At 44.4% G+C, this 21,122-nt stretch carries 14 protein-coding genes; 10 read left to right on the top strand and 4 right to left on the bottom strand.

Annotation, left to right across the window (positions count from 1 at the left end; translation table 11 throughout):
* Positions 1-49 precede the first annotated feature (49 nt).
* Genes treZ through malQ form a run of 4 tightly spaced genes read left to right on the top strand, consistent with a single transcriptional unit; the run spans position 50 to position 8,539 of the window.
* Entirely contained in the window at positions 50-1,888 is a 1,839-nt protein-coding gene (gene treZ / locus E1163_RS24960) for a malto-oligosyltrehalose trehalohydrolase (RefSeq protein ID WP_155175521.1), read from the top strand.
* 4 nt (positions 1,889-1,892) lie between these two features.
* Positions 1,893-4,325 (top strand): DUF3536 domain-containing protein, encoded by a 2,433-nt coding sequence (locus tag E1163_RS24955; protein WP_155175519.1) that lies wholly within the window; start codon positions 1,893-1,895, stop codon positions 4,323-4,325.
* A 9-nt stretch (positions 4,326-4,334) separates the two neighbouring features.
* Positions 4,335-7,046, top strand: a complete 2,712-nt coding sequence (gene treY / locus E1163_RS24950; protein ID WP_155175516.1) for a malto-oligosyltrehalose synthase — start codon at positions 4,335-4,337, stop codon at positions 7,044-7,046.
* Positions 7,043-8,539 (top strand): 4-alpha-glucanotransferase, encoded by a 1,497-nt coding sequence (malQ, locus tag E1163_RS24945; RefSeq protein WP_155175514.1) that lies wholly within the window; start codon positions 7,043-7,045, stop codon positions 8,537-8,539. The genes treY and malQ overlap by 4 nt, the downstream gene beginning before the upstream one ends.
* On the opposite strand, the gene E1163_RS24940 is transcribed toward malQ, so the two are convergent.
* From E1163_RS24940 to E1163_RS24925, 4 genes are read right to left on the bottom strand one after another with little or no spacing between them, the layout of a single operon-like run.
* The gene (locus E1163_RS24940) at positions 8,527-9,720 is read right to left on the bottom strand and encodes a glycosyltransferase family 4 protein (RefSeq protein WP_185156207.1); all 1,194 of its coding nucleotides are present in this window, start codon (positions 9,718-9,720) and stop codon (positions 8,527-8,529) included. The genes malQ and E1163_RS24940 overlap by 13 nt on opposite strands.
* 7 nt (positions 9,721-9,727) lie before the next feature.
* Positions 9,728-10,378 (bottom strand): endonuclease III, encoded by a 651-nt coding sequence (gene nth, locus E1163_RS24935; RefSeq protein WP_155175511.1) that lies wholly within the window; start codon positions 10,376-10,378, stop codon positions 9,728-9,730.
* Positions 10,379-10,382: 4 nt separating this feature from the next.
* The gene (locus E1163_RS24930) at positions 10,383-10,619 is read right to left on the bottom strand and encodes a hypothetical protein (RefSeq protein ID WP_155175509.1); all 237 of its coding nucleotides are present in this window, start codon (positions 10,617-10,619) and stop codon (positions 10,383-10,385) included.
* A complete protein-coding gene (locus E1163_RS24925; protein WP_155175507.1) occupies positions 10,594-11,193 on the bottom strand; it encodes an RNA polymerase sigma factor in 600 nt (199 codons plus the stop codon). The genes E1163_RS24930 and E1163_RS24925 overlap by 26 nt, the downstream gene beginning before the upstream one ends.
* A gap of 274 nt (positions 11,194-11,467) precedes the next feature.
* Here E1163_RS24925 and E1163_RS24920 point away from each other — a divergent pair, with 274 nt between their 5' ends.
* From E1163_RS24920 to E1163_RS24895, 6 genes are all read left to right on the top strand, one after another.
* On the top strand, positions 11,468-11,764 hold the full coding sequence (locus E1163_RS24920) for a hypothetical protein (RefSeq protein WP_155175505.1): 297 nt from the start codon (positions 11,468-11,470) through the stop codon (positions 11,762-11,764).
* A 187-nt stretch (positions 11,765-11,951) separates the two neighbouring features.
* Positions 11,952-14,765: an excinuclease ABC subunit UvrA gene (uvrA, locus tag E1163_RS24915; protein ID WP_155175502.1), complete on the top strand. Its 2,814-nt coding sequence runs from the start codon at positions 11,952-11,954 to the stop codon at positions 14,763-14,765.
* Between the two features lie 29 nt (positions 14,766-14,794).
* Positions 14,795-16,117: a peptidoglycan DD-metalloendopeptidase family protein gene (locus E1163_RS24910; RefSeq protein WP_185156206.1), complete on the top strand. Its 1,323-nt coding sequence runs from the start codon at positions 14,795-14,797 to the stop codon at positions 16,115-16,117.
* 61 nt (positions 16,118-16,178) lie between these two features.
* Positions 16,179-17,522 carry an NADP-specific glutamate dehydrogenase gene (gdhA, locus tag E1163_RS24905; RefSeq protein ID WP_155175499.1) on the top strand — a complete coding sequence of 448 codons (1,344 nt, stop codon included), beginning with the start codon at positions 16,179-16,181 and terminating at the stop codon, positions 17,520-17,522.
* Positions 17,523-17,631: 109 nt separating this feature from the next.
* Positions 17,632-20,325 (top strand): triple tyrosine motif-containing protein, encoded by a 2,694-nt coding sequence (locus E1163_RS31580; RefSeq protein WP_155175498.1) that lies wholly within the window; start codon positions 17,632-17,634, stop codon positions 20,323-20,325.
* Positions 20,322-21,104 (top strand): hypothetical protein, encoded by a 783-nt coding sequence (locus tag E1163_RS24895; protein WP_246223885.1) that lies wholly within the window; start codon positions 20,322-20,324, stop codon positions 21,102-21,104. The genes E1163_RS31580 and E1163_RS24895 overlap by 4 nt, the downstream gene beginning before the upstream one ends.
* Positions 21,105-21,122 lie beyond the last annotated feature (18 nt).

Here is a 21,122-nt window from a genome sequence, read left to right as displayed (position 1 = left end):
TTGACAGGGCAGTGCAATCACTAAATTGGAAGAAGCAAAAAACGAAGCCATGATAAAATCAACAGGGGCAATGCTAACAGGCCATAGCTGTTTGTTTACAGTCTGGGCTCCATTCCGGAAAACGGTGGATATAGAGTTTGAAGATTCAGGCCTTGCAACTACCCCGCTGAAAAAGGATGAGTTCGGTTACTGGAGCAAAGAGATACCTGGCGTTAAAGCAGGAACCAAATACAGGTTCATTCTTGATGGAAAGGCAGCATACCCCGATCCGTCATCAAAAGCGCAGCCCGATGGTGTACATTCCTGGTCGGCGGTAGTTGATGAACATGATTATGTCTGGGGCGATTCGGAATGGGAAGGAATAGCCTTAAAGGACCTCATCATTTATGAGCTTCACATCGGTACCTTCACACCCGAGGGTACATTTGAATCGGCCATTTCCAGACTTGACCATCTCCTGACCCTTGGAGTGAATGCCATTGAGATCATGCCCATTGCACAATTCCCGGGAGGTAGGAACTGGGGGTACGATGGGGTTTATCCTTATGCTGTGCAAGACACTTACGGAGGTAGTGAGGGGTTGAAAAAACTGGTTGATGCCTGCCACCAGAAAAATATTGCGGTAATTCTTGATGTTGTGTATAACCATATGGGGCCGGAGGGCAATTATCTCGCAGAATATGGCCCGTATTTTACAGGCAAGCACTCCACGCCATGGGGCAAGGCTTTAAATTTCGATGATGCCTATAGTGACCATGTAAGGGCATACTTTCTAAGGAATGCACTCATGTGGCTGGATGATTACCACATTGACGGCTTAAGGCTGGATGCTGTCCATGCTATCATTGACCACGGGGCTTACCACTTCCTGAAAGAGCTGCGCCAGAGCATTGATGAGCTCCAGATAAAAAACAGAAAACGGTACTTCTTGATAGCCGAAAGTGAGCTTAATGATGTGAAAATTATGGAGCCTTATGAAAAAGGAGGCTATGGGCTTGATGCTCAGTGGACCGATGATTTCCATCATGCCGTACACACGCTGGCTACCGGAGAATACAACGGTTATTACCAGGACTACGGTAAAGTGGAGCACTTGGCTAAAGCCTTCAGGCAAGGATTCATTTATGACGGAATTTATTCCCCATTCAGGAAAAGGACCGTGGGGAGCAATCCCCAGGCTATGGCATCGAGCCGGTTTGTGGTATGCATCCAAAACCATGACCAGGTGGGCAACAGAATGCTAGGGGAAAGGCCGGTAGAGCTGGTCTCATTTGAAATGCTAAAGCTGATGGCTGGTACCATGCTCATATCCCCATACATCCCCATGCTTTTTATGGGGGAAGAATATGCAGAACGCCATCCTTTTCTATACTTTATCAGCCACGGAGACCCAGACCTGGTAGAAGCCGTGAGAAAGGGACGCTCCAACGAATTCAAGGCATTTAAATGGAAAGGTCAGGTGCCTGATCCTCAGGCCGAAGAAACTTATAATCGCTCAAAATTAAAATGGGATTTCCATCAGGATCCTGAGCAAAAAGCATTGTTCACTTACTATCAATACATGATATCGCTACGCAAGCAGGGCATGTTTTCTGCCTTCTTCGAAAGGCATGTGGATACGGAAGTTCACGAGCAGCAAAAACTACTGATTGTGAGATCAAAAGATGCCAGCCCGGGCATTGGTATCTTGCTGTTAGTGCTTAACTTTAGTAAGGAAACACAACATATCAACATGCCTGCCTTTCTGGAGAGATGGTACAAGATATGCTCGTCATCAGATGAGCGCTGGAGAGGAAAGGGCTGCCCGGGTAAAACCATTCTGCAAAAAGGAGAAGAAATTGAAGTAGCCCCGGAATCTATGGTACTCTACAAAAGCGAAAATTCATAAATTAATGAGTGATATAAAAAAATACCTGTGTATACATGGCCACTTCTATCAGCCCCCCAGGGAAAACCCATGGCTGAACAAAGTGGAAATACAAGATTCGGCTTATCCTTACCACGACTGGAACCACAGGATAAATGCCGAGTGCTATGCAAGAAACTCTGCATCGAGGATATTGAATGAAGAAGGCAAGGTTGTAGATATCATTAACAACTACGCCTGGATGAGCTTCAATATGGGCCCGACACTTCTCGCATGGATGGAGATTGAAGCCCCGGAAACCTATGCAGCTATCCTGCAAGCCGATAAGGAGAGTTTGGAACACTTCTCGGGGCATGGCTCAGCATTGGCCCAGGCTTACAATCACATGATCATGCCACTGGCAAACCAAAGGGACAAGGAAACCCAGGTGATTTGGGGCATTGAGGATTTCAGGTCGAGGTTCGGCCGTGACCCCGAAGGCATGTGGCTGGGAGAAACTGCAGCAAACACGGAAACGCTCGAAGTACTGGCGGCACATAATATTAAGTTTACGATACTTTCTCCATACCAGGCCAAAAGGTATAGGAAAATTGGTGATACGGAATGGAAGGACGGAACGGGTGCAAAGATCAATTCCCGGAATTCATATATCTGCAATTTACCTTCAGGAAAAAGCATAGCCTTGTTCTTTTATGATGCATCGGCATCGCAGGCAGTAGCTTTTGAGGGGTTACTCAACAATGGCGAAGGCTTTGCCTCACGCCTGCTGGGGCAGTTTAAAGACGAAGACGATCCACAGCTTGTGCATATCGCCACGGATGGCGAAAGCTATGGCCACCATCACCGCTTGGGGGAAATGGCCCTGTCGTATGGCTTGAATTTTATTGAAAAAGACCAGTCCGTTGAGCTTACGGTGTATGGGGACTATCTTGAAAAATTCCCCCCTCAATACGAAGTGGAAATTTTGGAAAACACCTCCTGGAGCTGTGCTCATGGAGTAGAACGATGGAACTCAAACTGTGGCTGCAATACCGGCGGCCGACCCGGATGGACACAGGAGTGGCGTGGCCCGCTTAGAAAAGCTTTTGACTGGGTGAGGGAAAAAACCATAGCGCTTTATGAAAAAGAGATCAATGCGTATAATGCAGCCCCCTGGGAGATCAGAAATGCCTATGTCAGCGTTGTACTCGATCGTTCGGAAGAAAATGTATCGGAATTCCTGAAAAAGCACTTCGGGGAAAACCTTGATAAGGAAGATCAAACCAAACTGCTGAAACTGCTGGAGATGCAGTACCATTCTATGCTCATGTATACTAGTTGCGGGTGGTTTTTTGACGAAGTTACCGGCATTGAGTCCATGCAGGATATTTTCTACGCAGCCCGAGCTTTGCAACTTGCAGAAGATATAAGCGGACACTCATATGAAAAAGAATTTGTTGGCCTGCTGGAAAAAATACCCAGTAACATCCCTGACTATGGCAATGCAGCAGCAGCTTATCACAGGCATGTGAAACCCATGATCGTAGACATGCTTCGTGTGGGTGCCCACTTTGCCGTATCTTCGGTTTTTGAGGAGTTTCCCGACGAAACCATCCTCTATAGTTTCAGCGCAGCCTCCAAAAGCAAAAACTATTACGAGGCCGGCAAGCAAAAGCTTGTGGTCGGCCGCACGCATTTCAGGTCAAATATTACCTGGGAAGAAATTGATATTTCATATGCTGTTATCCACATGGGCGAGCATAACCTGTTTGGTGGCGTCCGGCCCTATCTGGGTAGTGAAGCCCTTTCGGAGCTGCATTCGGAGATTGCAGATGCATTTAAGAAGAGTCGGATTTACGAGATCTTTAACCTGCTCGACAAGTATTTCGGGAACCACAATTACTCTTTCTGGCACCTTTTCCGCGACGAACAGCGCCAGATCATGGAGCTGGTTATGGAGAATACACTGAAAAATGCAGAAGGTACTATTTATCAGCTCTACGAAAACAATTACCAGCTTTTGCAGGTGTTTGATGAAATCAACATGGCGGTCCCCAAACAGCTCAAACTACCTATTGACCTGGCTATAAATACAAAGCTGATCAATATGTTTGAGGCTGAAGAGATTAACCTGAAAGCACTGGAAAACCTGCTTGATGTGGCCAAAAGAATAGCCGTTGAGCTTGATACGGTCACTTTAAATTATCTCGCCAATGAAAGGGTCCGTGCTTTGATCGACGAACTGGCTAAAGACCCAAATGACAATGAACTTCTGCAATACATTGTTGACCTGCTAAGGCTGATCAAAAGAGGAGATATAAAACCTGAACTTTGGGAAGCCCAAAATACAGCTTTCCTGATCAAGACAAATATCTATGAGACATATATGACACGCTGTGAACGGGGCAATAACCCTGATGCTGAAAGTTGGTGCCAACTATTCGATGCATTATACAAAAACCTGAACCTTGTTGTTTAGCATAAGAAAATGAATATTCCTTCTTCCACATACCGGGTGCAGCTATCATCGGCCTTTCCTTTCAAAGCGCTAAAGAAAATTATTGCGTATCTGGAAGAAATGAATATTTCCACGGTATATGCGTCACCGATATTTCAGGCCCGGAAAGGAAGTACGCATGGCTATGATGTCACTGATCCGCTAAAGATCAACAAGGAAACAGGAACCATTGAAGAGCTGCAGGAAATAAGTCGCGATCTCAAAAGCAGAAATATGTCGTGGTTGCAGGACATAGTACCTAACCACATGGCTTTTGACAGCACCAATACCTGGTTGTATGATGTGCTTGAAAAGGGCTCTGCCTCAGAGTTTCGCGAATTCTTTGATATCCATTGGGAAGACGGCGCAGGAGGAGGAAAGGTGATGGCGCCTTTTCTGGGAGAGCCCCTGGAGGAAGTAGTACAAAAAGGTGGGCTCACGATCAGGTATGATAAGGGTACGTTTAACTTTTACTATTTCGACAACAAATATCCTGTCAGTATTAAATCATACCCGCAAATCATTTCAATTGCGCAAAACATCATTGAAAAGCGATTATCTAGTGACAATAATATTTACAAGCGGCTGGAGGAAATTACCGAAGAGATAGAAAATGTGCCCACCCATGAAGCCAACTGGCAGCATTATAAAATGGAGCTGCATCAGCTTTTTGAACAGGATGAAGAAGTGCAGGATGCCATACTCAATGTAACGGAAACCATAAGTTCGTCCCGTGAGCTCCTCCTCGACCTGCTCAGTCACCAATATTTTCAATTGGCTTATTGGAAAAAAACTGAAAAAGAGATCAACTACAGGCGTTTTTTCACCATCAACGACCTGCTATGCCTGCGAATGGAAGATGCGACTGTATTTGCGAAGTACCATGAGCTGATTAAAGAACTATGTGACCAAAAAATATTTAACGGGCTAAGAATAGACCATATAGATGGCTTGTTTGACCCTGAAAACTACCTTGACAGTTTGAGAAAGCTGGTGGGGCCAGACCGGTACATCATCATAGAAAAAATACTGGAATGGGAAGAAACCCTGCCCTATCAATGGCCTATCCAGGGCACAAGTGGCTATGGTTTTCTAGCCGTTGTCAATCACTTGTTTACCGACCTCAACAGTGAAAAAGCTTTTACCAGGGAATATCAAAAAATTTGCCCCGATGAACAGCCTTACGAAGAGCTTATCTATGATAAAAAGCTCTTTATCCTGAAAGAGCGGATGGGAGGGGAATTGAACAATTTGTACCTTTTGATGCAGGAACTTGGCCTGCTTCAAATGGACCACGACAAGGAAACCTGGACTGAGGCTCTGGCGGCTTTTATGGCAGGCTTTCCTGTTTACAGGATCTACCCTAAAAAGTTTCCATTGTCAGGCAGGCAGTCGGGTATTATAGCAGAAGCTTTCAAGGTAGCAGCACAGAAGATACCTGCACTACGGGAACAGTTGGAATACTTCAAACGCATTTTTACCGGCAATTCTGATAAGCCGGAAGCATCAGCCCTGTACTTCCTGCAGAGATGTCAGCAGTTTACAGGGCCCTTGGCGGCCAAAGGCGTTGAGGACACGGCCTTTTACATCTACAACAGACTGATTTCCCACAACGAAGTTGGTGACACCCCACACATTTTTGGTATAACGGCCTCCGCCTTTAACGAAAGGATGAGGCTACGAAAAGAGCACTTCCCATTATCAGTGAATGCCACCGCCACGCACGACACCAAACGCGGCGAAGATGCCCGGATGCGGATCAACGTACTGAGCGAAATGCCGGAAGAATGGTTTGCAAAGGTTGATACATGGAGAAAGATAAATGAGGCCCTCAAAAATAAACCTGATGCCCCGGGCCATAACGAAGAGTACTTTATCTATCAGACATTAATTGGTGCTCTTCCTCAGCCGGAAGCATCGCATGACAGCTTTATCCTGCGCACCCGGGATTATATGCAAAAGGTGCTTCGGGAAGCTAAAGTACATACCAGTTGGTCAGAACCTGATGAAGCATATGAAGAGGCTGTTTTTGATTTTATCAGTTCCATACTTGAGAGTGATGATTTCAAAGCTTCGTTTGAACCATTCAGCAGCAAAACGGCTTTTTTTGGCGCCATCTATTCACTCGGGCAATGTCTGGTAAAGACGACTGCCCCTGGTATACCTGATATTTACCAGGGCACGGAACTTTGGGACTTATCGTATGTAGACCCAGACAACCGCAGGCCGGTTGATTATGATCTGCGTGCCCAGATGCTGAGGGAAATAAAAGTGAATGACGGCAAAGCTGAGTACCTGCAAGCACTTCTTGACAACCTCCACGACGGACGCATAAAAATGTATACGCTTTACAAATGCCTGCAGGAACGAAGGCTGAACCAGAGCATATTTGACGAGGGTGATTATCTGCCTTTTGAGGTATCCGGCGAACAAAAAGATCATGTCATCAGCTACGGAAGGAAACTTCATACCGATTGGTATATTATTATTGTGCCAAGGCAAATCGTTGCTCTTTGCGACGAAATGAACTTTCCTGTTGGCAAAACTACCTGGTCAGATACTTCCATTGCCCTTCCCAAAGAGCAACGATTTGCCTTTACAAATATTTTGACCGGTGATAAACTGGAGGCGACAGATAAACTCTACATACACGAAGCACTATCCCAATTTCCTATTGCCATGTTAAAAGGTTCCGGCTTATGAAAATTGACAGAAGCAGCGGCATATTACTCCATATAACCTCCCTGCCTTCCCCCCATGGCATAGGTGATATGGGGCCTGCTGCCTATGAATTTGTCGATTTTCTGCACAATGCTGGTCAAAAGTATTGGCAAATTCTTCCCTTAAACCCTACGGAATATCATTTGGGCAACTCGCCATACAGCAGCCCTTCAGCATTTGCTGGCAATGTACTGCTCATCAGCCCCGAACTACTGGTTGATGAAGGGTATCTGGTAAAATCTGATCTTAAGCATAGTTTTCAGTTCGCGAAAGACCATGTAGTATTTGAAGAAGTAATAAAATATAAAAAGAAGCTACTGGAAAAAGCCTGGAATAAATTCAGGGGCAATAAAGATAGTCATAAGGGTTATGCGGGCTTTTGCCGTAAAAATAAATCGTGGCTGGATGATTATTCACTGTTCATGGCTCTAAAAGCTCATCTTAACAATACCGGGTGGATGAATTGGCCTGAGGAGCTCCGGGACAGGAAACCGGCCGCTTTGAAAAAAGTAAAGCTGGAACTGGACGAGCATATTGAAAAAGAAAAATTCCTGCAATTCCTTTTTTTCAGCCAGTGGAAGAGCCTGACAACCTATAGCCATAAAAAGGGAATCAGGTTTATTGGTGATATACCCTTCTATGTAAGCTACGATAGTGCTGATTGTTGGGCCAATACCAAATACTTCAAGTTCGATGCAAACAAAAGGCCGCTCAGTGTTTCAGGCGTTCCTCCAGATTACTTCAGCGAAACAGGGCAGCTATGGGGAACACCCGTCTATGACTGGAATGCTCTTGGCAAGGACAATTTCCACTGGTGGATGGAACGCATTAAACAAAACATGCTACTTTTTGATGTGGTAAGGTTTGACCATTTCCGGGCCTTTTCTGCTTACTGGGATGTACCAGCCGGAGACGAAACAGCCATCAATGGCACCTGGCAAAAAACACCGGGAAATGCCTTTTTCAAAACCATTAAAGAGGTTTACCCTGATCTGCCTTTCATAGCTGAAGATCTGGGCTCATTAGATGAACACGTGCACAAGCTTCGCGACAGGTATGCCCTTCCGGGAATGAAAGTACTGCTTTTTGCCTTTGGCGATGATATGGCCACCAACCCATACATTCCTCATAATCACCTCAGGAATAGCATAGTATATACGGGCACGCATGATAACAATACAGTAAAAGGCTGGTATCAGCGCACATCCAGGCAGGAACGCAGACGTTTGACGGCGTACTTTGGACGCAGGGTTATGCATACCAATGTCGCTGAGTTATTTCAAAGAATGTGCCTGATGTCAGTAGCAGACCTTGTCATAATACCCATGCAGGATATTCTCGGGCTGGGGGAAGAAGCCATGATGAATCAGCCGGGCACCATTAACGGAAACTGGCTTTGGAGAATGCAGCGGGAAAGTTTGACTTCTGCGCTGGAACGTAAACTGAAAACACTAAATACAGTTTACGGGCGTTGAGTCTCCTCAATCCTTTCAATCAGCCGGGTAAGCTTATCCAATTGCGTTGCCGGTGTAAAGTCCCCGGCCAATTGGCGTGCACTGGCCTGAGCTTGATGTAAAAGTTGCGGATCATTCATGTATGGCTCCACCTGATCCAAAAATGCCTGAGGATTTTCCGGAGGATAACTGAAACCGCATCTGTGTTTTTCAACCAGCGCATTAATCCAGCCCTTGAAGTTAATGATGATCAATTTCCCGGCTGCCAGGCCATCAAAAAACTTATTTGGGCTGCCTGTCGCCAGCACGGGTGAGTTTTTAAAAGATATGAAAACAGCATCGGATACATTAAGGATTTCCTTAACGCCCTCCTTGTCTAAAAAGTCAATGAAGGTAATATTGCCCAGCTCACGTTTGAATGCCTTCTCTCTGACTGCTTCCCACCGGGCTCCTGAACCAGCAATAAGAAACCGAATATTTTTTTCATTTTTCTGCGCTAATTCAGCAACATCAAGCAGGTATTCCAGGTGATTGGCCATGCCCACTGTGCCTGTATAGGTTATTACAAACTTATTCTCTACAGCATATTTTTTTAAGAGACTTTTACGCTTATCGGCCGGGCTAAAAAAGGCAGTATCGGCAAAATTGGTGATTACCTCCACATTGCGACCAGGTACCTTTTGCTCAATGGCACTTTTAATATCCGGGGACAGGGCCACCAATTCGCAGGAATTTTTGTAGCTGCTTTTTTCAAGTTTGTAAGCTAGTTTCTTCAGGAGACCATTCTTCAACACCCCGAGGCTTACGGGTGCATCTGGCCAGAGGTCGCCTACCTCAAAAATATAGGGTGTCCCGTATTTGCGCTTTGCATATTGCGCTATCAGGCCGGTGGTCAACGGTGTGGTAATGACATAGTTGAGGTCAACCGACTGCAATTTTTTGAAGAGGTCAATTGATTTTTTTACAAACCGGTAAAAGGCATGAATGCGGCTTAAAAAGCTCAAATGATTGGTATAGTAAACCGGCAAGTAATGTACGGTAACCCGGCCATCTTTCTTGACTTGATATTTCTTATCGTTAAAAGCTGTAATCACATTCACCTCATGGCCAAGGCCAGCCAGATGTTTTGCAATATAGTACGATCGTATCGCACCACCCTCCTCGGGGGTTTTGTAATATTGGTGAATGATAACGATTTTCATAGGCTGATCACACTTGAAGGTAGTTCTTCTCAAAGTACCTGCAAAAGTGTGTGATCTTGCATTCTTCGCATTTAGGTTTCCTGGCAAGGCAAACATACCTGCCATGCAATATAAGCCAGTGATGCGCCCTTGAGATGTATTCTTCCGGAATGTGCTTTACCAGTTGCTTCTCTACTTCCAGGGGCGTGTTGGCGTTCTGATTAACCAGTCCCAGCCTTTTAGATACCCTGAACACATGGGTATCCACAGCCATGGTAGGCTGGTTGTAGATCACCGAGGCTATTACATTGGCCGTTTTTCGACCTACTCCCGGCAGCTTTTGAAGTTCTTTCAGGTCAGCCGGGACCTCAGAGTTAAAATCCTCCACCAGCATCTTGGCCATGCCCAGCAGGTGTTTGGTCTTGTTATTAGGATAGGAAACTGACCGTATGTAAGGGAAAAGTTCATCAAAGTGGCTGGCTGCAAGGTGCTCCGGCGTAGGGAAGTCCTTAAACAGCGCAGGCGTAACCTGATTGATCCGCTTATCGGTACACTGAGCACTCAGTATTACTGCTATAAGCAGCTCAAACGGATTGCCGTAGTTTAACTCGGTCTCCGCATCAGGCTGATGAGTGGTGAAATATTCTACAAACTTTTCAAATCTTTCTTTTCGCTGCATTCCATCATTTGTTGGAGAGCAAATTTAAAGATTTTGAATAATTAAGAATACTTTCTGTCACCTTATCCGAAGGTGACTTCATACTTTGATCTAATTGTCTTTTAATGGCAATAAGTTCTTTGTACAGGTCCTGAAGTTCAGAATCGCAGATGATCGCTTGCTTGATCTCTTCACGATCTTCTCCTTCAACTTCATCGTAAACATACCTGATTACATCATCTTGGGTAAATGTCTTGGTCATAGGCAATATTATATTGTTTCATTTTCTTCCTCAGGTTAATGAGGGCATATCGCATTCTTCCCAAAGCAGTATTAATGCTCACTCCCGTATTTTCAGCTATTTCCTGAAAACTCATATCCATGTAATGCCTCATTATTAATACCTCCTTCTGTGCATCAGGTAACTCTTGTATCAAATCCCTTAGCTTAGAATGTGTATCATTTTTTATTTGTACGGACTCTATTGAGTCTTCGGCAAACTCCAAAGTATTAAAGACCTTACTGCCATCTTCAAGTATCATGGTAGGATACCTTTTTTCCTTTCTGAAATAATCGATAGAAAGGTTATGGGCTATCCTGGTTATCCAGGGCAGAAACTTGCCTTCTTCGTTATATCTTCCTCCTTTGATCGTGTTTATTGCTTTCACAAAGGTCTCCTGAAGGAGGTCTTCTGCCACGTAATTATCCTTTACAATGAGGTAAATGGTTGTATAGATGCGGGCTTTGTGCCGCTTAAGCAACTGTTCGAATGCCTCTTCGTTACCTTGTTTGTAAAGTGATACCAACTTACTATCACTGATCTTATAATTCTCCATTAAGTATTACAATTTAGTTAACGTAGAGGTCTATATCATATTGTTGCCCGGGGTTTAATTTTTGAATAGTTTTTAAGGAATTTCAAATGTAAAGAATTAAACAAATAACATGCAAAATTTTTAGCCAATAAATTTTTCTTCTCTAATACGGCCAGGCTATTGTTAATTTTTTGCCAAAAACGAAAATTTTTCAGAATAATATTTTATTGAATGATAAATCTTTTATTACTTTTCCACCCGGAACAAAACAGCTAAATGAAGGTTAATAACTCAAATGGAAAAGAAGAGAGTAATCAAAAGTCTTGAGAATCTAGATCCGACTTTAAAAACCCTGCTTAAAAAGAAATATCCTGATGGTTTTGAAAGTAATCTGATGCGTTTAACGAACGCGAAAAATGAGCCGTTTTTTGTTGTTCCTCTCGAAACAGATGACACTATGTACCTGGTCAAAATTGCCGTGACTAAAAACAGCGAAGGAGAATATGACCTGGAGGTGGATGAGGATGACAACATGGAAGAGGATGACGATATTGATGTCGGGGATGATTACGACCCTGACTTCGAAGGCTAATAACTATTCGCAGGATCATGACTTGGTTGGCAATTGTGTTTTTGCCGAAGCATAACCCGTTTGCCAACCAATATAAACCCCGTAAATACCCAAGCCAGATGCCCTCATCTTTCACCCCTTCAAATTTTTTATAACTCTGGTGTAACATTCTTTATCTGTTAATTGTATAGTATCTTTGCCGACCACTATGCAAGACGCCAAAACAGAACAACTTTTAGATACGCTGAACCCCAAAGAGCACATTATTATTAAACGTGCCCGGGTTAATAATCTTAAAAACCTCAGCGTCGCCATACCCAGGAACAAACTCGTGGTAATCACCGGCCTTTCAGGTTCGGGAAAATCATCTTTAGCTTTCGACACCCTCTTTGCCGAAGGGCAGCGCATGTATGTAGAAAGCCTGAGTTCATATGCCCGGCAGTTTCTTGGACGAATGGAAAAACCGGAAGTAGATTATATCCGGGGGGTGTCGCCGGCCATAGCCATTGAGCAAAAGGTAAACACGAGGAACCCCAGATCAACAGTGGGAACAACTACTGAGATCTACGACTACCTGAAGCTGTTGTTTGCCCGCATTGGCGTAACCTATTCACCCATAAGTGGCCAGAAGGTATCAAAAGATACTGTTTCGGATGTTGTAAAATTTATTAACCAACATGAAGAGGGCACCAAAGTAATGGTAAGCTGCCCTCTTAAACTGCATAAGGAACGTACCCTGGAGCAGGAACTTAAAATACTGCTAAGCAAAGGGTATACACGTATACTCAAAGATGAAGAGGTCGTTTTCATAGAGGAGCAGCTCGAAAATGTGAAAGATTTGGGCAAAAGCCCGAAGCTGGAAATACTTATAGACCGGGCTGTAGTAAAACCGGAAGATGAAGACACACAATTCCGGCTTGCCGACTCTGTACAGACTGCATATTTTGAAGGAATAGGCGATTGTTATGTGCACATTGTGGGGAAAGGAAGAAGCGAGTTTTCGGATAGGTTTGAAGCCGATGGCATGCGATTTCATGAACCCAATGTCAACTTTTTCAGTTTCAACAACCCCTATGGAGCCTGCAGGACATGCGAAGGCTTTGGCAAAGTTCTGGGCATTGACCCGGACCTGGTAATCCCGGACAAAAGCCTGTCAGTATATGAAGGTGCTATAGCACCATGGAGAAGTGAAACCATGAAAAAGTGGCTTACCCCTCTTCTAAAAGACGGCATCCGGTTCGATTTCCCGATACACAGACAGTATAATGAGCTTACCGAACAGGAAAAAGAGGTTTTGTGGACGGGGAACGACTACTTCAAAGGCCTGAACCAGTTCTTTAAGCACCTTGAAACCAAAACCCACAAAATTCAATACAGGGTACTTCTTTCCAGGTACCGCGGGCGCACTACATGCCCCGACTGCCGTGGAACAAGGTTGAGAAAAGATGCTTCATATGTCAAGATCAATGAAAAATCAATTACTGATCTGGTATTATTGCCGATAGAACGGGTAATTGAATTTTTTGACAACATAAAACTTACCGGGCACGAGGAAGCTATTGCCAGAAGGCTCTTAAAGGAGATTAACAATCGGCTATCCTATATTAACAGGGTTGGCCTTGGTTATTTGACCCTTAACAGAATGACCGCCACCTTATCAGGTGGAGAGTTTCAGCGCATAAAGCTGGCCACTTCATTGGGAAGTGCGTTGGTCGGCTCTATGTATATATTGGACGAACCCAGCATAGGCCTTCATCCGCGCGACACCAAAAGGTTGGTGGGTGTGCTCGAATCACTGCGCAATATGGGCAATACCGTGATCGTGGTGGAGCATGAAGAAGAAGTGATGAAGGCAGCAGACCAGATCATTGATATCGGGCCTGATGCAGGTATCCATGGCGGGGAGTTGGTGTTCCAGGGCACCATTACCGATCTCGACAATGCTGATTCTTATACTGCCAAATACCTGTTGGGCAAAGAGCAAATACCTGTTCCTACGCACCGAAGAAAATGGAAGGATTCGGTTAAAATATCAGGAGCTATAGAGAATAACCTGAAAAACATCAGTGTGCAGTTTCCACTTGGAGTGCTTACGGTAATTACCGGTGTTAGTGGGTCGGGTAAGTCTACTCTTGTTAAGAAGATACTTTATCCCGGTGTCGGTAAAATATTAGGTACAGTCTCAGAAGCAACAGGGAAATTTGACAAGCTGGAAGGCGACTACGAAAATATTACCCAGATAGAGTTTGTGGACCAGAACCCTATCGGTAAATCATCACGATCTAACCCTGTAACCTACGTCAAGGCCTATGACGCTATCCGTCAGTTATTTGCGGATCAGCCATTATCCAAACAAAGAGGATATAAACCTTCACATTTTTCCTTTAATGTAGACGGTGGCCGCTGCGAAACCTGTCAGGGAGAAGGTGTGGTGAAGATAGAGATGCAGTTTATGGCCGACATCTTCCTTACCTGCGAAAGCTGCAAAGGCAAGCGGTTTAAACAGGAGATCCTCGACGTGGAGTACGACGGTAAAAACATAGCGGATGTTCTTGACCTGACTGTTGAGGAAAGCCTTGAATTCTTTGCTGATAAGGCACCTATTCTCAATAAACTACAGCCGCTCTTTGATGTTGGGTTAGGTTACATCGGTTTGGGTCAGTCTTCCAATTCACTCAGTGGTGGTGAAGCACAAAGGGTTAAGCTGGCGTCTTACCTGGGCAAAAATTCCAGGGACAGCAAAGACCACATCCTGTTCATTTTTGATGAGCCTACTACAGGTCTCCATTTTCACGACATTACCAAACTACTTTACTCCATCAATGCACTGGTAGACCAGGGGCATAGTGTCATTATTATTGAACACAACATGGAGGTGATCAAATCCGCAGACTGGATCATTGATATGGGTCCCGAAGGAGGAGAGCGTGGTGGTAATGTATGCTTTGCGGGAGTTCCGGAAGATATGGTAAAGCTTGAAAACAATCATACAGCAGATTTTTTAAAGGAAAAACTTTCATAAACTCCGCCTGTTAGTTTTACATGCGGGCATTGATAGTTTTAATTACAGTATTCCTCCTGTCGTGCAACGGGTTTAAAAAGGTAAAGGAAGCATTCCGGAGCCATACCCCTTATGAGGAGTACAAGAGCCTTTTGGAAAAAGCAGAATTGAAAAAAACTGCCATTGCCCAACAGTGGATAGAGGCTGGAGAAAATGCTCTCAGGGATTCCCTTTTTATTTCCATGCCCCATAGCGAGGCAGGATATTTCCATGCTTCCGCACCAGATGCACATACCTATCGGTTTCAGGTCAAAAGAGGTCAAAAGCTAAAGGTATCGCTTGATGCCACTAAAGCTGATAATGCCTCGCTTTTTGTAGACCTGTTCGAACTCGACGATAATGAATGGAACCAAATAGCACACGGAGACTCCAGCAGCAACTTGGAGCATGAATTCAAGAAAGACCAAAACTGCCTCTTAAGGTTACAGCCGGAATTGCTGGTTGATATCTACTACACCGTTACGCTCACGGTATCACCCACACTCATCAACCCGGTATCCGGAGCCTCCAACCGTTCCATTCAGAGTATTTTCGGAGACCCACGTGACGGTGGGCTGAGGTCGCATGAAGGAATAGACATATTTGCCGATCGCGGAACACCGGTAATTGCTCCCGCCAAAGGTATAGTGACCCGGGTAGGGAGCAGCAACCTCGGAGGAAATGTGGTTTGGATGAAGGACCTGAAAAGAAACCTCAATTACTATTTTGCACATCTCGACCGTCAATTAGTAAATGCAGGAAAAGCAGTGAGTGCAGGAGATACCCTTGGTCTTGTCGGCAATACGGGAAACGCAAAATATACCTCCCCACATCTACACTTTGGTATTTATCAATATGGTGCTGTTAACCCTTTGGGATATGTGCAGACTATTGATAATGATGTAGAAAGTATAATCATTGATTCGGCCGTACTTGGCCAGCCTTATAAAGTAATTTCGCAGACGGTAAACTTCAGAAAGGGGCCGGGTACACAGCATGAGGTAAACGGCCAGCTAAATGAGGACACTTACCTGACCATAAGCGGTGAGTGTAAAGGCTGGTACCGTGCCCAATTACCTGACCAGCAAGAAGGTTATATTTTCAAAAGTTTGGTCACACCTGTTACCGTCGGCACAGAAATTACGTTGCAGGAAACGGTGGCCATACGCTCATCACCCGACAGCACCGGTATACCCAAAACGCACCTGGTGCCACCTTATCAGGTGGAGAGTTTAGCGAGCTATAAAGGCTTCAGATATGTGCGCACTTCGCAGAACATTACCGGCTGGATAGACGTCAGTCTGATAAGTTCGCAAAAAGACACCAAAAGATGATATAGAAAACGTTTGCATTAAAAGTACTTATACTATATTTAATAAAAATTAAACTTAACCCATGTCAGATTTACTAAATAGCGTAAAAGAAAGAAACCCCGGAGAACCGGAATTTCATCAGGCTGCCGAAGAAATAATCGATTCGGTAAAGCCTGTTCTGGACAAAAACCCCAAATACAGAAAATACAAGGTTCTGGAAAGGATGCTTGAGCCTGAACGTACCATATCGTTTAGGGTAACCTGGATGGATGACAAGGGAGAAATCCAGGTCAACAAAGGCTACCGGGTACAAATGAACAGCGCCATAGGGCCATACAAAGGTGGTTTGAGGTTTCACCCATCGGTATACCCCGGTATACTTAAATTTCTTGCCTTCGAACAGGTATTTAAAAATGCATTGACCGGCCTGCCTATGGGTGGGGGTAAAGGGGGCTCTGATTTTGATCCCAAAGGCAAATCTGAGACTGAGGTAATGAGGTTTTGCCAAAGCTTTTTCACTGAACTCACACGGCATGTAGGCCACAGAACTGATGTACCGGCAGGTGATATCGGTGTAGGAGGAAGGGAAATAGGTTATATGTTCGGCACTTATAAAAAACTTACCAATGAATTTACCGGTGTACTGACCGGCAAAGGTGTTGGTTGGGGCGGTAGCTTAATGCGTACCGAGGCAACAGGCTACGGACTGATCTATTTCGCAGAAAACATGCTTAACAGGCTGAGCGACAGCATAAAAGGAAAAAGCTGCCTCGTATCAGGATCTGGCAATGTAGCCCAGCACGCTATTGAAAAGATACTTCATATGGGAGGAAAACCGGTAACAGCTTCTGACTCCTCAGGTTTTATTTATGATGAAGAAGGTATAAATTCAGAAAAACTGGAATTCATCAAGGACCTGAAAAATAACCGAAGGGGCCGCATCCATGAGTATGCTGACAAATACAAATCTGCTAAATACACAGAGGATACCAACGGTGAGTACAATCCATTATGGGACATTAAGGCCGATTGCGCTTTCCCATGTGCCACTCAAAACGAGGTAAACGGCAAGGACGCAGAAAATATGGTCAAAAATGGTATTCGCCTTATAGGTGAAGGTGCAAACATGCCATTAACCATTCAAGCCATTAATACTATCATAGATAATGACATTTTATATTCTCCAGGCAAAGCTTCCAATGCCGGTGGTGTGGCCACATCAGGAATTGAAATGATGCAGAACTACCTGGGCTCCTACTGGTCTGCCGAAGAAGTAGATCACAGGTTGCAAAAAATCATGAAGGAAATCCATGACAGTGCCCTTATTGCGGCCAGACATTATGGCTTTGAAGGTAACTATATGGTGGGCGCTAACATTGCCGGCTTTACCAAAGTAGCCGATGCTATGATAGCACAAGGAATATAATAACCGTAAAAAAGTTATATTTCAGGGGCCCCGGAGGATGTCTTCGGGGCTTTTTATTTGAATTAATCCATATTCTTTCAGTACTTTAGGGCAAACTAGAGGTGTGGCCGTGAAAAAGTTCTTTCTTGTTCAACTGTTACTATTCCTGTTCTTTTTCAGTAAAGCGCAGGACGGAGATTTCTATCTTACACATTATTCACCCACGGGCAGCCGTGTCGACAATGTTAATTTTGACATCGTTCAAGACCACCGGGGCATCATATGCATAGCCAACAGGGCGGGTATTCTCACTTTTGACGGCAGAAACTGGGACTTTTCAAAAACACCTTCCGCTATATTCAGTCTTGCCATTAGCAGTAGTAATGTTATTTATGCCGGGGGCAGGAGTGGCTTTGGAAGACTGAGCAGGGATGCAAATTATAATTTATCCTATGTTTCATTATCAGACCGGGTACCTGAGGCGAAAGATATTTTTACCATTCTTATTCAGGGAGACACGCTCTATGCCATTAATGAATCCCACATTTTTTTATACAACATCGAAAGCGGCTCCATACAAAAAATATCTCCCAGGTACAGTGGCAAGCTGGTCAACCTGCTATCTTTAGAGGGTAAGGTTTATGCACTGACCACCAATAGCGGAATGCAGCTCATTGACGGTACTAAACTGGTAAGTCCGGCAAACCGGGCTCTAAGAGACCTTGAACCTGGCTTTATTTGTGAAGGCCCTAACGGGAAGGGTTATCTCATTGGCAACACGGATCATGAACTGTTTTTATACAAACAAAACAAGCTAAAGCCCTTAAAAATAAGTAACGACCAGGGATACCTCGCCGAAAGCGGCGTTCAAAAAGGCATTTGGTTTAGTGACTCACTTGCCGCTATTTCCACTTTAAAAGGCGGTGTTGTTTTCATCGATCCTATAAAAGGTGAGATCAAAGAGATAATTAACTACCAAACCGGGTTGCCCGACAATGAAATATTGGCACTGGCTATAGACCAAAATCTCGGTATTTGGGCTGCCCATGCAGTTGGCCTGACCAGGATCTCTCCCACTTTTCCCTTTAAAAATTTCAATCGTTACCCCGGCCTGCAAGGCAAAATGCTATCAGCCAGGGACCACCGGGGCAAACTTTACGTAGGTACCAGCCTGGGCGTGTACCATCTCGATGAAATAAGGAATTACAATGAAACCGTTCACTATGTGAAGGTGCCAGGATCTCAGGATGAGGAACCGGAAGTAGAAGCAGAAGAGGAGGCCGCTGGCAAAAGTGGCGGTATTTTCAGCTTTCTAAAAAGAGACAGGGATAAAAAGGACACAGACATTAAGCCTGCCGAAAAGCAGGAAAGGAAAACAGCCCCTGTTTACAAAGCACAAATAGAACGGGAACTACAATCCATCAAGTACCGGTATAAGAAGATAGAAGGTATTGAGTCCAAAACCTTCCAGTTTGCCTCAGCAGGCGGCCGCTTGTTTTGTGGCGGGCTTGACGGATTATTCGAGATCACCGATGGAAAAGCAACACCTATCTCACGTCTGCCTGTACGCTATTTTTATGTTTCCGAGAGCCTGGGCAAGATATTTACCAGTACATATACTGACGAACTGAAAGTTTTTAATTACCGGGCCGAGGGTTTGCCCGAAATGGAAGTATTTGGTGATTACAAAGATTATGTGCAACATATTTTTGAGGACAAGCACCATCGCATCTGGTTTTGCAGTACCAATGACCTTTATTGGATCCGGCTCAAAGGAGACCAGATTACGGAAATGGATGAGTACCATATAGAAAACCCCTATTTCTACGAAACCTATGGAACCGCCTCCGGTGACAGCATATTGTTTATCAACGAATCGGGAATATTCACCATTCAGGATGGCAAAAATACTCTACAAAAGGTAAGAAGTGCATCCAACATAGACAGGTACCTGGCCGGGGCAGATGGAAAAGTATGGATTCATGCGGACCAAAGATGGTCTACCCTTGTGCGGGAAAAAACATCAGATAAATTAAACCTGCTGAGCCTTTTTAAAAACATCAATTACATAGCTACTGATGATCGAAAAGAGGAGTATTGGGTAATTACTGACAATAACGACCTCTACAAGCTGGCCCAACCCACTTTAAGCACCATCTCAAACGGATACAAACTCTATTTAAAAGACATCAAAACTAACTCTGAAATACTGCCCCCGGCTCCTAAGCTGGTGTTTGAGCAGCAGAATAGTAACCTCATATTTGAGTTTGTACAGCCGGAATATTCGGGGGTGCTTGACATCCAGTATTCTTATAAACTGGATGGTCTGAATGATCAGTGGTCAGAATGGTCGTCCAACTATAACGAAATTAATTTTCCATACCTGCCGGAAGGAGAATATGTGCTCAAAGTTAAATCCCGAAATACTTTGGGTGCAATTAACGAAGCGGCGCCCGTACACTTTAAAGTTATTCCGCCTTACTGGAAAAGGGCCTGGTTTTACGCCCTTGAGTTTTTAACCATGGCACTGCTCTTGTTTATTTCGGTAAAACTTAAGAAGTTGGACACCAAATATCACCTGGTGAGCAGGCTACTTGCCGTTCTCACCCTGATCATTATTATAGAGTTTATCCAGACGGTGGCTGAAAATGAATTTGGTTCTTCGAGTTCTCCTGTACTGGATTTTATCATGCAGGTATTGATAGCATTAATAATCCTGCCTTTTGAAGGTATTTTGCGTAAATACATTTTTAAAGGAAATGAAGTAAAAGTCTCAGACATAATTAAGATCAGAAATAAACAAGTCAACCCAAAAACCAAATGAAAAAGTCTATACTCCTTGTCTTGTTGGCCATAGTCTTTGCCTGTAATACTCCTGAACAAAAGGCCGAAGAAAAACAGGCAAATCAGAACCCTGCTGCTGAAGGTTTTAATGAAGCCGGTTCAGACCCCCGCGCTATTGCGCTGGCCGACAGTGTAATGGCAGCCATGGGTGGCCGGAAGAACTACGACAACATCCGGTACATTGCCTGGAATTTCTTTGGGGAAAGGGACCTTGTTTGGGACAAACATACCGGCAGGGTACGTATTGAAGTACCGTCAAGAAAAACTACCTACCTGGTCAATATTAACACTCTGGAAGGAAAGGTTATCAAAGACAGTAGTGAAATCACCAACCCTGACTCACTGCAGGTTTACCTAAATCGGGCAAAAGATATCTGGATCAACGACTCATACTGGCTGGTAATGCCCTTTAAGTTAAAAGATAGCGGTGTTACCTTAAAGTATAGCCGTGAAGACACTACAGCTACCGGTATAAAAGCCGATGTAATAACGCTGACCTTCGAAAGCGTAGGCTCCACCCCTGATAACAAATATGAGGTTTACATTGATAAAACCGATCACCTGGTGAGGCAATGGGCATATTTCAAAGAGGCTGGTCAGGGAGAGCCTTCCGCAATATGGCCGTGGGATAATTATAAGGAATACGAAGGCGTACTATTATCCTCTGACCGGTCTGATGGCAAAGGCCCGCATAATGTAAGGGTTTTCCAGGAATTGCCGGATAGCGTCTTCACGTCTTTCGATAAGCCGGCACTTTAGCTTGCAATCCATTCTGCG

It is taken from the genome of Fulvivirga kasyanovii (assembly GCF_009711405.1).
GTDB lineage: Bacteria > Bacteroidota > Bacteroidia > Cytophagales > Cyclobacteriaceae > Fulvivirga > Fulvivirga kasyanovii.
This window is presented reverse-complemented; position numbering and strand designations above follow the sequence as displayed.